Origin of the sequence: Rhodococcus artemisiae (assembly GCF_036327795.1) — a bacterium.
GTDB lineage: Bacteria > Actinomycetota > Actinomycetes > Mycobacteriales > Mycobacteriaceae > Rhodococcus > Rhodococcus artemisiae.
Map to the genome: position 1 here is coordinate 100,413 of NZ_JAUTXY010000012.1, position 14,702 is coordinate 115,114.

General features: G+C 66.2%; 14 protein-coding genes. 5 read left to right on the top strand and 9 right to left on the bottom strand.

The window, feature by feature from the left end; translation table 11 throughout:
- Positions 1 to 15: 15 nt before the first annotated feature.
- From Q7514_RS22680 to Q7514_RS22700, 5 genes are all read right to left on the bottom strand, one after another.
- Positions 16 to 777 (bottom strand): ABC transporter permease, encoded by a 762-nt coding sequence (locus Q7514_RS22680; RefSeq protein ID WP_330135516.1) that lies wholly within the window; start codon positions 775 to 777, stop codon positions 16 to 18.
- Entirely contained in the window at positions 774 to 1,700 is a 927-nt protein-coding gene (locus Q7514_RS22685; protein WP_330135517.1) for an ABC transporter ATP-binding protein, read from the bottom strand. Before Q7514_RS22685 ends, Q7514_RS22680 begins: the two co-directional genes overlap by 4 nt.
- A gap of 69 nt (positions 1,701 to 1,769) precedes the next feature.
- The gene (locus tag Q7514_RS22690) at positions 1,770 to 2,942 is read right to left on the bottom strand and encodes a CaiB/BaiF CoA transferase family protein (RefSeq protein WP_330135518.1); all 1,173 of its coding nucleotides are present in this window, start codon (positions 2,940 to 2,942) and stop codon (positions 1,770 to 1,772) included.
- On the bottom strand, positions 2,939 to 4,660 hold the full coding sequence (locus tag Q7514_RS22695; protein WP_330135519.1) for an acyl-CoA dehydrogenase family protein: 1,722 nt from the start codon (positions 4,658 to 4,660) through the stop codon (positions 2,939 to 2,941). The genes Q7514_RS22690 and Q7514_RS22695 overlap by 4 nt, the downstream gene beginning before the upstream one ends.
- A gap of 34 nt (positions 4,661 to 4,694) precedes the next feature.
- Positions 4,695 to 6,044, bottom strand: a complete 1,350-nt coding sequence (locus Q7514_RS22700; protein WP_330135520.1) for an MFS transporter — start codon at positions 6,042 to 6,044, stop codon at positions 4,695 to 4,697.
- 136 nt (positions 6,045 to 6,180) lie between these two features.
- On the opposite strand from Q7514_RS22700, the gene Q7514_RS22705 reads away from it, so the two are divergent.
- The 3 genes from Q7514_RS22705 (at position 6,181) to Q7514_RS22715 (ending at position 8,578) form a co-directional block, all read left to right on the top strand.
- The gene (locus Q7514_RS22705; RefSeq protein WP_330135521.1) at positions 6,181 to 7,146 is read left to right on the top strand and encodes a LysR substrate-binding domain-containing protein; all 966 of its coding nucleotides are present in this window, start codon (positions 6,181 to 6,183) and stop codon (positions 7,144 to 7,146) included.
- Positions 7,143 to 7,922, top strand: coding sequence for an enoyl-CoA hydratase (locus Q7514_RS22710; RefSeq protein ID WP_330135522.1), 780 nt, complete (start codon positions 7,143 to 7,145; stop codon positions 7,920 to 7,922). The genes Q7514_RS22705 and Q7514_RS22710 overlap by 4 nt, the downstream gene beginning before the upstream one ends.
- A gap of 98 nt (positions 7,923 to 8,020) precedes the next feature.
- Positions 8,021 to 8,578 carry a dihydrofolate reductase family protein gene (locus Q7514_RS22715; protein ID WP_330135523.1) on the top strand — a complete coding sequence of 186 codons (558 nt, stop codon included), beginning with the start codon at positions 8,021 to 8,023 and terminating at the stop codon, positions 8,576 to 8,578.
- Between the two features lie 88 nt (positions 8,579 to 8,666).
- Here the strand turns inward: Q7514_RS22715 and Q7514_RS22720 are convergent, their stop codons facing one another.
- Positions 8,667 to 10,130 carry a hypothetical protein gene (locus Q7514_RS22720; RefSeq protein ID WP_330135524.1) on the bottom strand — a complete coding sequence of 488 codons (1,464 nt, stop codon included), beginning with the start codon at positions 10,128 to 10,130 and terminating at the stop codon, positions 8,667 to 8,669.
- Between the two features lie 211 nt (positions 10,131 to 10,341).
- Between Q7514_RS22720 and Q7514_RS22725 the strand changes: the two genes are divergently transcribed.
- On the top strand, positions 10,342 to 10,941 hold the full coding sequence (locus Q7514_RS22725) for a TetR/AcrR family transcriptional regulator (protein WP_330135525.1): 600 nt from the start codon (positions 10,342 to 10,344) through the stop codon (positions 10,939 to 10,941).
- Here Q7514_RS22725 and Q7514_RS22730 read toward each other — a convergent pair.
- Entirely contained in the window at positions 10,925 to 11,488 is a 564-nt protein-coding gene (locus Q7514_RS22730) for a TetR/AcrR family transcriptional regulator (RefSeq protein WP_330135526.1), read from the bottom strand. The two genes, Q7514_RS22725 and Q7514_RS22730, sit on opposite strands and share 17 nt — an antisense overlap.
- Positions 11,475 to 12,998 carry an MFS transporter gene (locus Q7514_RS22735; RefSeq protein ID WP_330135527.1) on the bottom strand — a complete coding sequence of 508 codons (1,524 nt, stop codon included), beginning with the start codon at positions 12,996 to 12,998 and terminating at the stop codon, positions 11,475 to 11,477. The genes Q7514_RS22730 and Q7514_RS22735 overlap by 14 nt, the downstream gene beginning before the upstream one ends.
- A gap of 120 nt (positions 12,999 to 13,118) precedes the next feature.
- Here Q7514_RS22735 and Q7514_RS22740 point away from each other — a divergent pair, with 120 nt between their 5' ends.
- Entirely contained in the window at positions 13,119 to 13,991 is an 873-nt protein-coding gene (locus Q7514_RS22740) for an alpha/beta fold hydrolase (protein WP_330135528.1), read from the top strand.
- Positions 13,992 to 14,066: 75 nt separating this feature from the next.
- On the opposite strand, the gene Q7514_RS22745 is transcribed toward Q7514_RS22740, so the two are convergent.
- A complete protein-coding gene (locus tag Q7514_RS22745) occupies positions 14,067 to 14,684 on the bottom strand; it encodes a flavin reductase family protein (protein WP_408016165.1) in 618 nt (205 codons plus the stop codon).
- Positions 14,685 to 14,702: the final 18 nt, after the last annotated feature.

The window sequence follows — 14,702 nt, forward strand, 5'->3', positions numbered from 1 at the left end:
ACTGCAATCCCCCTGTCACTGCCGTCCCCGCCCTCGCTTCACCAGGTATGTCGAGAGAGTCACGAAGATCACTGCCCACACCGACAAGTTAAGCATCGGCACCCACAACGGTTCGGCAGGCAGGGGGTTGCCGTTGCTATCGATCAGGACGCCCTCGGTCAGCGGATATCGGGCGAGTGCCACGTAACCGTAGAGCGGGGTGAACTTCGCGATGGCAAGCATGGTGCCCGACAGCGGAATGAAGATGTTGCCGAGGAACGCGAGAACCACCAGGCTGCCGCTCGCGGCGCCGACAGCGGCTTCCGATCGGAATGCGAGCCCGAACATCAGTCCGTAGACGGAGAACACGGCCGCGCCGACGAGCACGGCGATCGAACTCAGAATCCAGGCGCTCCACTCCCCCGACGCTCCCGTGAACACACCGAGGATGAAGATCAGAGCGATGGGGATCGCGGCGAACACCAGCGCGACGGTGGCCTTCATCGCGACGAACCCGGCGTCGGTCAGCGGCGTCAGACCGAGTTGACGTCCCCATCCCTGCATGCGCTCGACCGCGGCCATCCCGCCGATGCCGGTGGTCGCGGTGACGGCGCCGTACGCGGCCATCGAAATCATGATGTACATGGCGACGTTGCCGTGGCCGGCCGATTCCGACTTGTACGACTGTGACGCGCCGAAGATGAGGTAGAAGAATGCGGGAAGGACCGCGATGAAGAAGACGCTCACATAGTCGCGGAAGTGGCGGCGCAGTTCGAGACAGATGAATGTGGTGGTCATGCCGGCACCTTTTCGGTGAGTGCGAGGAACGCGGTTTCCAATGATCCACTGGCGATTTCGAGGTTGGTGGCCCCGAGGTCGACGAGGAGGGTGCGGGCCACGTCGTCGGAGTCGGTTGCCCGGATCTCGATCCGGTTGCCCATCACCGAGATGCCTGCGACACCGGGATGCGACGCCAGCGCCGCGCGCACGTCGTCTTCGCGTCCGTGGGTGATGTCCGCGGAGACGATGCGGCCGGTGGCGAGCGCGCGGATCTCGGAGGTCGGGCCGTCGGCGACGACGCGTCCGTCGGCGATCATCACTATGCGGGCGGCGAAGGAGTCGGCTTCTTCGAGGTAGTGGGTGGCGAAGACGACGGTGCGTCCTGCGTCGGCCTCGGCGTGCATGGTCGACCAGAAGTCGCGGCGGGCGCCGACGTCCATCCCTGCGGTGGGTTCGTCGAGGACGATCAGGTCGGGGTCGGGTAGCAGCGCGAGGGCGAAACGCAGCCGCTGCTGTTCACCACCGGAACATTTCGACACCATCCGGCCCGCGAGTGCGGTCACCCCGGCCCGTTCGAGGACCTCATCGACGTCGCGGTGTTCGGGGAACGTCGAGGCGATCATCTGCACGGTCTCGCGGACGGTGAGGTCGCGTAGCAGCCCGCCGGTCTGGAGCACCGCAGATACCTGGCCTGCGGCGATGGCGTGTCGTGGTGGTTTCCCGAACACCGACACCACCCCCGCGGTGGGTTCGGTGAAGCCCAGCACCATGTCGAGGGTGGTGGTCTTCCCGGCGCCGTTGGGGCCGAGCAGCGCGACGACTTCGCCGCGCTGCACGGTCAGGTCGAGGTGGTCGACGGCGCGCACCTCGTCGCCGCCTCGGGGTCGGAAACTCTTGACGACGTCGAGCAGCTCGACGGCTGCGACCTCTGTGTGTTCCATGATCGGAAGTCTTGTGGTTCACGGGGCGCGACGCGATCCCCGGCTGTCACAAGATCACCGTGACAAATGTCAGACGGAGACGGCGCGGTACTTCTCCAGCACATCGTCGGTGTGCTCGCCGTGCGCCGGCGGCGCCGAGCGCAGCCTGGGTCGCGCTCCGCCGAAGTTGACGGGGAACGCGATCTGTTCGAGCGGACCCGACGCGTGATCGACGGTGCCGATCATGCCGATCGCGGCGGTGTGCGGGTCGTCGTAGATCTCGTCGAGGTGCCGGATCGGTGAGACAGGCACAGCGTGTTCCTCGAGCACCCGGCACCAGTACTCGACGGTGTTCGCGGCGAACACCTCGGTGAGCACCTGTTCGAGATCGTCCCGGTGCTCGATGCGGTCTCGGTTGCGGAGGAACCGCGGGTCGGTCGCGAGTTCGGCGCGACCCATCGCCGTGCACAGGTCGTCCCACAGAGAATCGTTGCCGACCGCGACGACGAAGTAGCCATCGCTGGCCGGATATGCCTGGTAGGGAGCGAGATTGGGATGCGCTGAGCCGAGGGCGTGCGGGCGTTGCTTCGTTGCGAAATAGTTGGTGGCCCAGTTCACGTGCATCGCGAGCTGGCATTCGAACAGCGAAGTGGTGACGTACTGCCCGCGACCGGTTCGGCCGCGTTCGACCAGCGCCGCGAGCACACCGATCACACCGAACAGCGCCGCACCGAGGTCACCCATCGCGTACCCGGACTTCATGGGTGCGCCGCCGGGTTCGCCGGTCAGCGACATCAGCCCGCCCGCTGCCTGGGCGACCATGTCGTAGCCCGGCTGGTCGGACAGGGGCCCTTCGTCGCCGAACGCGGAGATGTGCAGGACGACGAGGTGCGGGTGCCGTTCCGACAGTGCTCGGTAGTCGAAGATCTTCTGCAGTCCGCTGCCCGGCTTGAAGTTCTCGACGACGACGTCGGCGTCTTCGAGCATGCGGTGGACGATCCGCTGCCCTTCCTCCGATTTCAGGTCGAGGGTCACCGACTTCTTGCCGCGGTTGACCGCGAGATAGTAGGTGGCGTCGTCGCCGACGAAGGGCGGGCCCCACATCCGCGTCGGGTCGCCGCCCTCGGGATGCTCGACCTTGGTGACCTCGGCACCGAGATCGGCGAACGACATCGTCGCGTAGGGCCCGGCGAGGATCTTCGACAGGTCCACGACTTTGACGCCGGCGAGCGGGGCGGGTCCGGTGATCGGGTTCTCGGTCATTTAAGTGCTCCTGCGAATGAGGCTCCTGCGAGCGCGTCCGGTGCCGCGGCGTGCGCGAAGGACGGGTCGATGTGGGTGCCGTCGACGACGACGTCGAGGTGTGCGAGCGCAACGGCGTTCGGTTCGCCGCGGAGCCCGGTGAGATAGGCGTTGGCGACGAGCAGCGACCGGTGCCCGCGACCGTGCTCGGCGCTGTGCGACGCGAGGTCGACGAGCAGGGTGGCCATCACCGCGCGGGCCAGGTCGTCGGTGTAGGCGGCGCACAGGGTCTGCGCGCGCACGTCGTCTCCGGCCAGCAGTTCCTCGCCACGCTCTTCGATCACATCCCACCGTTCGCACAGGTCGGCGACGGCCGGCGCGCATTCCTCGGAGGCTGCGTCGAGCATCATCCGCATCGCGGCCGCCAGGTCGCGGTGCGCGCCGTTCTTGCGCATGGAGCGCAGTACGTCGAGCGCGATGACGTTGCTCGAGCCCTCCCAGATCGATCCGAGGTGCGAGTCACGGACGAGTCGCGCGAACACCCGGTCCTCGATGTAGCCGCTGCCACCGCGTACCTCCATCGCCTCGCCGGTGACGGTGCGTGCCCGCTTGCAGATGTAGTGCTTCGCGACGGGGGTGAGGATCCGGACGATGCTGCGAGCTACGTCGTCGCCGCGATCGGCGCGATCGAGTGTGGATCCGCTGTAGGCGACGAGCGCGAGCGCTGCCTCCGCGTCGAGGGCGAGCGGCAGCAGTGTCGCGCGCATGAGCGGCTGGTCGAACAGAGACCTTCCGAATACTTCGCGAACCCGTGTGTGCGCCACCGCGTCCCGCACGGCTCGGCGCATGAGTGCGCTCGAGCGCATCGCGTTGGAGAGCCGGGAGGTGTTGAGCATCTCTGTCATCTGCCGGAAACCGCGGTCGAGTTCGCCGACCTGCAGCGCGTAGGCACCGTGCAGTGTGACTTCGCCGCTGGGCATCGAGCGGGTTCCGAGCTTGTCCTTGAGGCGATCGATCGTGTACGAGTTTCGAGTGCCGTCCGGAAGTCGTTTGGGCACCATGAACATTCCCACGCCGCGGGTGGAGTTCTCGGCGCCGCCCGGGAAACGAGCGAGTGTGACGATGACGTCGGCATCCGGGTTGGAGGCGAACCATTTGCGTCCTGTCAGGCGCCATCCGTTGCCGTCGCGCTCGGCGCGGGTCTCGGTCTGGGCGATATCGGTTCCGGCCTGCGTCTCGGTCATGAACATCGCGCCGGTCAGCGCCGCGGCCGGATCGGTCGACGTCAGCCCGTCGACGTAGGGTCCGAATACGTCGGGATCGCCGAACATGCGCAACGTGCGCGCGGCGGCGTCGGTCATCGACACCGGGCACGCCAGCCCGAACTCGGCCTGCACGAACAGGTACGACGCAAGGTACTTGACGAGGTGTGGCGGCACGTCGGTCCAGCCGTGGACCGGGCGATGCGACAGGGCGGATAGCCCGTATTCCGAATAGGCGGCGCGGCACAGTTCCAGATATGCGGGGTGGTAGTCGATGGTGTCGATGCGCTCGCCATCGCAGTCGTACTGGCGCAGGGTCGGGGGGTTCGCGTTCGCGGTGGCGGCGAGGCCGTCGAGTCGCTGTGCGGCGTCGGCGCCCAAGCGGTCGACGAGACGCTCGGTGAGTTCACGATCGGATTCGTCGATCCACCGGTCGAGCACTGCCCGGAGTGCGGGGTCCTCGTGTGCGTAGTTCATCGTCGTCCTTTCGGCAGTGTGTTCTCGGCGGAAGTCAGTGCGTGGCAGCGGGGGCGCGGGCGGGCGCGGGGTCCGCAGGCTCGGGCTCGGCACCGGAGGCGGTAGCCGATCGGCGCAGGAGCGCGGTCATGCAGATCATCGAGAGCAGGACGTATCCGAGCCCGAGTCCGACGACCGGCCAGATCGAGCCGGTGCGATTGAGCAGGAACTGGCTGACCATCGGAGCGGTGCCCGCGAAGATCGCCGTCGACAGCTGGTACGACAGCGAGATCCCCGTGTAACGAATGTGGGTGGGGAACACCTGCGCGAGGATGCCTGCCAGCGCCGCGTAGTACATCGCGTGCGGCGCCGTCGCGAGGACCATGCCGATGATCGCCCAAGTGAGCGAGCCGGTCTGGATGAGTACGAACATCAGCGGCAGGACGACGAGTTCGGGGATCAGCATCCACAGCACTGCTCGACGCACATCGATCCTGGTTGCGAGGATGGCACCGAACGGCTGCACGATGACCTGCGCGACCAGCGCGAGGGTGATGACGAGCAGGAAGTCGCCCCGGTCGAACCCGAGATCCGTCGTGGCCCAGGCCAGCGCGAAGGTCGTCTTGACGTACGTGATCGCGACACCTGCGACCACCGCACCGACTCCGAGCAGCAAGACCGTCTTGTGCGTGCTGAGCACCTCGGCCAGCGGAAGACGCTTCTTCTCCTGGGATTCGACCGCCGCCTTCATCTCGGGGGTTTCCTGGATCCGCAGCCGGATGTAGAGGGCCACAACGACCAGCGCGGCGGAGGCAACGAACGGGATTCGCCAACCCCAGCCTTCGAAGGCGGCATCGGACATCGCCGTCAGTCCGAGGAAGGCCACTGTCGCAAGGAGATTGCCCACAGGCGACCCTTGCTGCGCGAACGCGCCGTAGAGCACTTTCTTGCGTGGTGGGGCAAATTCCGTGGCGATGAGGACGGCACCTCCCCATTCCCCGCCCATCGCGATCCCCTGCAATACGCGCAACAGGACCAGGAGGATGGGCGCCCAGATACCGATCTGGGCGTAGGTCGGCAGCAGGCCCACACCGACGGTTCCGATGCCCATGATCGCGAGGGTGGTGATGACGGCGTTCTTGCGTCCGAACTTGTCGCCGAAGTGTCCGAAGACGATGCCGCCGAGTGGTCGCGCGATGAATCCGACGGCGAATGTCGCGAATGCGGCCAGCGTACCGATTGCCGGGGAGACGTCCGGGAAGAACAGCTTGCCCAGCACCAGTGCGGACGCGGTGCCGTAGATGTAGAAGTCGAACCACTCGATGGTGGTACCGACGAAAGCGGTGACGCCGGCTCGGCGCGCGGCCTTGGTGTCGTGCGCGGTGTGCTCTGGGTTTGGATTCACGATGCACTCCGGGGCGTGTCGTGCGGGCCATGTCCGCGAATGAATGAGGCGTGTATCACTATCGGCCGGCAACCGTGTAAAGTCCAAGACCTAATCCGACATGATTATGTGGATAATCCACTGAGTTGAGGGCGATATGGAAATCCGTCAGCTACAGGCATTCCTCGCGGTCGCCGAGGAACTGCATTTCGGACGCGCCGCGGATCGACTGCACATCGCCCAGTCGCCACTGAGCCAGATGATCCGCGCCCTCGAACGCGAGCTCGGCGCCCGATTGTTCGAGCGCACCACCAGATCGGTGCAGCTCACCGCCGCAGGCACCGCGTTATTGGCCCCCGCGCGGGTGATCGCAGCGCAGGTCCAGGTCGCGCGCGCGGTCGTGCGATCGACGGCAGCCGGAGAGACCGGCGTGGTCAGCGTCGGGTTCGGCGGCGCGAGCGGCTACGCCGTGCTGTCCGAGCTGACCCGTGCGCTCGCAGATCGCCATCCCGGCATCGAACTCGATCTGCGTCCGCAGACCTATTCGGGCGAGGTGCTCGACCTCGTCGCCCAAGGCCTGCTCGACATGGGGATCGTCGGCCTTCCCGTCTCCGACGACTTCGCCACCGAGACCGTCCGACACGAATCCCTGATGGTCGCGGTACCGACCGGGCATCAGCTCTCCGACCGCGGCACCCTCGAACCCGCTGATCTCGCAAGTGAGCGGCTGGTGGTCTATCCCGCCGCGCACGGCTCGCTCGTGCGCGACGCCACCTTCACCGTATGTGCGTCGGCGGGCTTCGCACCGACCGTCGCCCGCGAGGCCCCCGACCCGTACAGCCTCCTGGCCCTCGTCGGCGCGGGTGTCGGGATCGCGGTCGTCGTCGCGTCGACCGCGCACATCACCGTGGACGGCGTGCACTACATCCCCCTCGACGGCGGCCCGGTGCTGCCGATCGCGCTCGCGTGGCGACGGGACAACCCCGCGCCCGCCGTCCACCGGGTGCTGGAGGTGCTGCGCGAGCTGCCCGGCCCCGATGGCACCGAACGCCACGAATCGGGTAGACAGAGTTCGGCTCGCACCGGAGAACCTCGCACCGAGAACACTGAGGAGAATTCGTGACGGAATCGATCCTGCTCGTAGAACAGCGTGGACCCGTCCGGGTCCTCACGTTCAACCGCCCGCAGCAGCGCAACGCACTGAACTCGGCTCTCATCGACACGCTTCGCGCGGAGTTGGCCGCCGCGGACGCCGACGAGCAGACCAGCGTCGTGATCCTCACCGGCTCCGACCCTGCCTTCTGCGCGGGCCTCGATCTGCAGGAACTCGGATCGGGTGGCAACACACTCCTGAAGGTCGAGGACGAGAGCATTCCCGTCGGGCATCCGTGGGTGCCGCTGTCGAAGCCGATCATCGGGGCGATCAACGGCGCCGCCATCACCGGCGGCCTCGAACTCGCACTCGCGTGCGACATCCTCATCGCCTCGGAGCGAGCACGATTCGCCGACACCCACGCTCGCGTCGGTGTACTCCCCGGGTGGGGCCTCACGTCGCGCCTGCCCGCAGCGGTGGGACGCGGGTTCGCGCGGCGCATGAGCCTGTCGGGGAACTTCGTCGATGCCGAAGAGGCACTGCGGGCCGGGCTGGTCACCGAGGTCGTCGAGCACGACGCCCTCATGAACGCTGCACTCGCGCTTGCGGAGACGATCGCCGGCAACGATCAGCCCGGCGTGCGCACGCTGCTCGCGTCGTACCGTCGGGCCGAGGAGCACGTCGTCGACCCGGCTCTGCAGGCGGAGAAGCAGACGTCACGGGCGTGGTTGGAGACCTTCACTCCCGACCGGGTCGCGGATCGGCGTGCGGATGTGATCGGGCGGGGTCGCGCGCAGAATGCCTAGGCCTGCCGTTCCGTGACCGCGCATCTCGAAACGATGATTTCCACCCGCTCCTGAAGTCGATACTGGGGACAACAACGTCCACTCGACGAGGGAGAACCATGGCCAAGGTGTTGTACTCGGCGACGATGTCGCTCGACGGTTTCATCGCCGGACCGGGCGGCGACATGTCGTGGATGAAACCGTTCTTCGAACCCGACGAGGAAACCGACGAACTCGCGGCCGATATCGGTGCGCTGCTGGTCGGCAATCGCACCCACCGAGGGGACGACCCCAATCGCGGCACCGAGAACGAGGGTGCCTTCGGCGGCGCGTGGGACGGCCCCTATTTCCTGCTCACCCACCATCCGCCCCCGAGCACGCCGGAGCCGGGAGTGACCGTCGTCCACGATCTCGAGTCCGGACTCACAGCCGCCAAGGCCGCGGCCGGCGACAAGTACGTCGGCATTCTCGGCGCCGACGTCGCACGCCAATGTCTCGAGATCGGTGCACTCGACGAGGTGATGGCGAACATCGTGCCGATCTTCCTCGGCGACGGCACGCCCCTGTTCTCCTATCCCGGCGGCAAGCAGGTGCGGCTCGAGCAAACGAAGGTGTCGCACACTCGGACCTGGACGACCATCCGGTCGAGGGTCGTCCGCTGGATCCCGTCCGAATGATGTTCGAATGGGGAGTATTTCACACCCTCGAGCGCGTGGTCGGGCAACGAAGCCCCTTGGACGCTTCCCCGCCCGACCCGCACCGAGGTCACTGCGTCAGGCGGCGATCGAAGTCGAATGCCCGCTGCTCCTGCTGGAGCTGCCGCTCTTCCGGATCGACGAACACAGTACCGTCCGGCAGTTCTGCCGCCAGGTCGGCGACCTTCACCACCGCCGAACTGCGCAGTGCGGCTTCCACATCCGGCTCGCCCGACATCGACTGCCAACGCAACGCGATCATGCCGGTGTCGTGGCCGTTCGGGTCGAGCCAATTGTGGACACCGGGGTCGTTACGAGAGATCACGAACGTGTATGTGCCGTCCTGATCGGATTCCGCCTGCGTCATATTGAGGCTGCTGGTGCCCTCCCGGTACGGATACGCGACACCCCACGGGTCGGAAATCTGCACACCGAGGGACTTCGCGCCCACCGGATCAACGGTGAAGACGAGTGCTTCGTCGTCCGCCAAGGCGAAGCGACCGCCGGTAGCCAGTCCCCGACCGCCCGGACGCTCACGCACCGGTCGAATCCGGTTCTCCGGCGCCGTGTAGTAGTACTCGTTGAAGTATTCCATCCAGAACGGCGCGATCTGCCCGAGGATCTCCGCGGTACGGGCCGCTTGCTGGTCGACGGACGCTTCGGGCGCGACCGGTGGGCCGTCCACTCGAACGATGTCGAGGCGGGAGGGTGCCTCGGTCGACCAATCGTTCAGCAGGTCACGTACGAGCAACAGCGAGGTGCCGTCAGCCGGGATCTGCAAGTGGTTGGCACGACCCTCGGCCGGGTCGGAATCCACTGTGACGACGAAGGCTCCGTCCGGACCGGTCTCGATCGCGTCGCTGCTGAGCGTCGCCATCGGCGTCCCACCCTCCGCCGTCAGGGCCGCGGTCCCGGGGATCGAGTCGCGCATCTCGAAATGCACTTCGGACGGCGCTTGTTCCGGCATGAGCCCGCGGATCTCGTACCGCGCATCACCGGCTACGGTGGCCTGCCGATAGACGTTGTCGGGATTCTCGATCCCGTATCCGGAATTGGGCATGTCCAGCCCAGCGAACTTGTGCTGCAGATTGACGACCCACATCAGCACCGGACGGTCGGGATCCTCGGTCACGGCATACTGCGTGGCTGCCGCGCCGATGGCGGACGCGGCCGCCGCCGCGGTGGTTTCGCCCGTCGACGTCGTACCCTGTGTGTCACTCTCGTATAGTTCCTGAACCTGTCGAATCTGCTGCTGGACAACATCGGTCGCAAGGATCTGACGCGCCCTCGTCTCGAGTGCCCGCTGCCCCTCAGTGGCGAGCGCACCGCCGTCCTCGGCGGGGTGCGCCTGACTGTTCGATATCGCCGACTCCGTTTCTCCACCTTCACCAGCGTCGCTCTGGGCCATGCCACATGCGCTGCCGACCACAGCGAGAACCGCAGCGACTGTCAGCGCCATCGCCGATCTCATGAGACGCCGTCGCCCCGCCGCGACAACCGCCTCGGGATATTCGTTCCTGATCTGTTCCTGCATGATCGCCCACTTTCTGCCGCCGACATTCGTGCCCGGACGAATGCGATTCGGAATCACCGGGCCCGCGAAGCATCGTCGGGATCGAGGACGCCATGCTCCTCGCGAGCCGTAAAGAGCATTCGGCGCAAGAATTCCGCCGTCGACCGGATGAGGAGGGGCCTGATCCGATCGATGGTTGATTTGACCGTAGACAAGCGTCTACTGTCAAGGGGTGGACACATCGGGATCGACACCGCAGGCCTGGGGCCGCGACGAGGTGCGCCGGGCAGTTCTCCGTGCGGCGCGCTCAGGGTTCGCCGCGAAGGGCACCTCGGTCACCATCCGTGAGATCGCTTCTGCCGCCGGGGTGAATCTCGGATTGGTCCACAAGCATGTCGGAAACAAGGAGGACATCCTCCGCGCCGTTCTCGAACGCGACACCGAGGTTTCCACGGCTGCGATCGAGGCCGGCGGTTCGGTGCCGGACGCCGTCCGTCGCCTGTTCGACATCGGTCTTGCCGATCGCGAGTACGTACGCATCTCGGCATGGCTGTTACTCGAGGGGCGGACCGATCTCTTGCTGGGCAACCAGGTCCGAGGGATGGCGGCGGTCCGCGGTGTCGATCCTCACTCGCACACGGCGGATGTCCGGCTCATGACGGCGCTCGCCGCGATCTCGGGTTGGTCGCTGTTCAGTGAGGGCATATTGGCATTCACAGAGGCCGACAATGCCGATCGAGACAAGTTGGAGGGGCAGATGTCGGAGTTGCTGGCGACAATTCTCGAGCTCCCCCAGTTCGCACCCGAGCCCCCGTCTAGTCCACTTCGGTGAGGGCCAGCAGTTCCGCTCGCGCGAGTTCGAGGTCGTCGCTCGTCAGGTACGGGCTCGGCGCCGAGAGTGCGAGTCCTTCCGCCGCGAACCGGATCATCAGCACACGCGACCAGGGCAGGCCGTCCGCCGCGAAGGCGGCGCTCAGCTTCTCGGCATCGCAGGCATACAGCGCCTCGATGCCGGGCGGGTTCCCGAGCGTCGCGAGCAGTGTCCCGGGATTGAAGGTGTCCATGAGATAGGCACTGCCGCCGGTGAGGGCGCGCACGTATCCCCGCGTGAACTTCCCGGGCCTGTTCTCCGATAGGTCGATGTGGGCGTGAATCTCTTCCCACATCCGAGTGATGCAGTGTTCGATGACTCCGTAGATCAGCGCGTCTCGGTTCGGAAAGTGATGCATGAGACCACTTTTTGTGACACCCGCCGCGACGGCGATATCAGCGAGACTGGCCTTCGACCCGCGATCGGCGAACATCTGTTCGGCGGATTCGAGGATCGCTCTGCACGTGCGTTCCTTGTCGCGGGTGACGACCTGATCAGTGCGCTTCATGGGCACCTACTGTGGCATCTCGCGGAGACGGGATCACGCGCCAGGCCACCACGGCCGAGACCGCAAGGATCACCGCGGCGACGACCGAGGTGGTCTGTACCGCCGACACGAAGGCAGCCTGGGCATGGTCGACCACGACCGGATCAGCAACATCGGTCACGGTCGAGGCCAGCGAGCTTTCGGCGATCGCGGCATCGGACGGATCGGTGCCGGCGGGCAGATCCAGATGCGAGTGATACATCGCCAGATGGACAGATCCGAGCACGGCAATACCCAATGCCCCGCCGAGCTCGTAGGCGGTTTCCGCAATCGATGACGCCGCTCCGGCGCGTTCCGTGGGGACGGCGGAGACCACGGCATCGGTCGACAGTGTCATCGCGATGCCGATACCGAGGCCGAGTAGGACCAGCGAGATACCGAGGCCCCAATAGGTGGACATCGAGACGGTCATGCCGATCCCGGCGAGGCCGACCGCCCCCAGCGTCAGACCGAGCCCGATCGAGCGCCCTGCCCCCACGCGTGCCACGAGCGCACCGATGAACAGAATGACGACCATCGACGCGATCGTCGACGGCAGTTCGGCCAAACCGGCCTTCAGCGGGCCGTATTCGCGGACCAGCTGCAGGTACTGCGAGAAGAAGTACAGCAGCCCGAGGAACGCGAAGATCGCGAGGCCGTTGGCGGCCACGGCACCCGAGAAGGCGGGCATTCGGAACAACGAGAGGTCGAGCAACGGATTCGGCAGTCGCATCTGCCGGCGTACGAAGAGGTATCCCATGGTCAGGCCGAACGCCGCGGTGACCGGGACACTCCAGTCCAGCCCGCTACCGGCCCAGTGCTTCACGGCGTACACGACCGGGACGATGGCGAGGATCGACAACAATGCCGAGATCACGTCGATCGTCCGAGCGGAGCTACCGCGCGACTCCGACAGCAGGATCGGTCCGGCGACAAGCACGATCACCATCACCGGCACATTGATCAGGAACACCGAGCCCCACCAGAAGTTCTCGAGCAGAACCCCGCCGACGAGCGGACCGACCGCGGCACCTGCGGTGGCGCCCATCGCCCAGATCGCGATCGCTGTCGTGCGTTGTGTCGCGTCGAGGAAGGTAGCGCGGATGATCGCCAGCGTCGAGGGCATCAGCGTCGCCCCCGCCACGCCCAGCAGGACGCGCGCAGCGATGAGGATCTCGGGGTTCGGGGCGAACGCCGCGATCACCGATGCGACGCCGAACCCTCCGGCACCGATGAGCAGCAACCGTTTGCGGCCGATGCGATCGGCCAGGTTACCCATCGTGATGAGCAGGCCCGCCAGCACGAACGAGTAGATGTCGCCGATCCACAACAATTGGGTCGAACTCGGGGCGATGTCGGCGGCCATCGACGGCACAGCCAGGTAGAGCACTGTGTTGTCGACCGCAATCAAGACCACGACGAGGACGAGGACGGTGAGGGCCGACCATTCGCGACGCCCGGCGCGCGGTGCAAGGGTCTGTTCTTCGGTCACGCGCACCACAGTAACAGTCCATATGGACGGTTGTAGAACCCGAAAGGGGGGTTGCGATGACCATCTCCCGTGCGCAGGGCCGGCCGATGAGTTTTGTCGTCGAACCAGGTCTGTCACGGCATGACCACACTCGATCGCCCCGTCATCACTGCCACCCTGGACGTTCCCGGCGCCACCCTCACCTACGACGTCCGTGGCGACGTGCAGTCCGGAACTCCCCTGCTGATGGTGGGGTCGCCGATGGATGCGGGAGGATTCGCGGCGCTCGCGGCTCAGTTCGTCGACCGCCCTGTCGTCACCTACGACCCGCGCGGCGTGATGCGCAGCCCCCGCGACACCCCCGGGGTCTCGACACCCGACCTGCACGCAGGCGACCTGCACCGCCTCATCGACCGACTCGGCGTCGGGCCGGTGGACCTCTTCGGCAGCAGCGGCGGCGCGGTGAACGGCCTCGCATTGGTCGCGAAACATCCCGCGCAGGTCCGGACGCTCATCGCGCACGAACCACCGGCGTGCCCGCTGGTGCCCGACTTCGCGGTCATCAAGGCGGTGGTCGACGACATCTGCGCCACCTACCAGCGCAGCGGACTGGGTCCGGCGATGGCGAAGTTCATCATGATGCTCTCGCAGACGGAGCCACTGGAACCCTCCTACCTCGCCGTGCCCGCCCCCGACCCGTCGATGTTCGGCATGCCCACCGAAGACGACGGCTCCCGCGACGACGCTCTGCTCAGCCAGAACCTGCAGTCCTGCACCGGATACGAACCCGACTTCGCCGCACTCTGGAAGGCGTCCACCCACATCGTGATCGGAGCGGGCACGGAGTCGACGGGCGAGGTCTCCGCTCGCGCAGCAGCGGAGGTCGCGAAGCGACTCGGCGTCGAACTCACCATGTTCCCCGGAGGGCATGCCGGGTTCACTGCCGACGGATACGGTGTGCCCGGCGACCCGGAGGGCTTCGCGGCGGTGTTACGCAAGGTACTCGACCGCTGAAGCAAGCAGACCTGATGCAAAGCTCGCAGGGCCCTCGGTCAACCACCAGGCCTGCGAGCTTCACATTTGCCCTGCCTACTTCAATGGTCGGGCGCGCACGGTAGTGGCGGGAGTCAGACCCCACTCTGTTCGGCCGAGGCGGGAGGGTGCCGCCAGTTTCGCGAAGTCAGGTAGTCCGTCGTCGGCGAGAACCTCGTTCCGTATCGACGCGTGCACCACGCGGCCCAAGATCAGCGAGCAGTTGCCTACGTCCAGTATCAGATGCTTTTCACACTCGAACGCGATCGGCGCTTCGGCAACCCGAGGTACCGACACCACGGTGCTCGCCTGAGGCGTGAGTCCCACCGTCTCGAACTCGTCCACCGCCGAATCGTATTCGGCAGAGGTGTCGTTCATTTCGTCGATCAACGACTCGGTCCCGATGTTGACGACGAACTCACCGGTCTCGGTGATATTGCGCCAACTGTCCTTGTGCCCCATGGAGGTGAACTGAAGGATGGGAGGCTTGGTCGACGCAACAGTGAAGAAGCTGTAGGGCGCGAGATTGAGCACCCCGCCGCCGGATCGGGAGGAGACCCACGCGATCGGCCGGGGCACGACCGAGGCGGTGAGTAGCCGGTAGAAACTCGAAGCACGCATCGCCGAAGGATCGAAGGGTGTGCGTTCATCAACTCGATTACTGCCCTCGTGCATGGTGAACCCACCTTCGGT